The sequence below is a fragment of the Olavius algarvensis spirochete endosymbiont genome (assembly GCA_900608495.1).
Classification (GTDB): Bacteria; Spirochaetota; Spirochaetia; order DSM-2461; family DSM-2461; genus UBA2779.
In genome coordinates this window covers 1-423 of record UWYT01000228.1, presented here as the reverse complement: position 1 = coordinate 423, position 423 = coordinate 1, and the positions used below count along the sequence as shown (strand labels likewise).

Annotated in this window: 1 protein-coding gene; it reads right to left on the bottom strand. The window is 48.2% G+C overall.

Annotated elements, in window-relative coordinates; genetic code table 11:
- Window positions 1-423 (bottom strand): hypothetical protein (locus tag S1OALGB6SA_RS10265; protein ID WP_230204475.1); only part of this gene is annotated, 423 nt, incomplete at both ends.

Below are 423 nucleotides of genomic sequence, written 5' to 3'. Positions count from 1 at the left end.
AACGCATGCTATTTTCGGGAAAATTGAAGCTGTTTATCGAGCTTGGCTCGAATCTACCTCCGACATTCAGATAGACATGATCGACTTGATTGATTTGATCGACTTGATTGACTTGATCGACTTTCCAAGTTACAGATACCTGATCGGGCAGGCCATCTCCATTCATATCGACAAATCCGGCTCTTTGAATGGATTCTACGGTGCTGAAACTGATGTTGCCCGATAAACTGGGATCGGAAAAGCCGGACGGCGCTTCGGTTTCCGAACTATCCGCCCGTCCATTGGAAGCAAGAAGAGTCTTCACTCCACTAGGAGTGACGCCGGCGGATGTGCCGTTGTTTTCAAACTCCGTTATCCCCCCGATATGCCCATTTGATGAGACTACATCCCCAAAACCGACTCCAGTCCCCGGAAGATATCTTA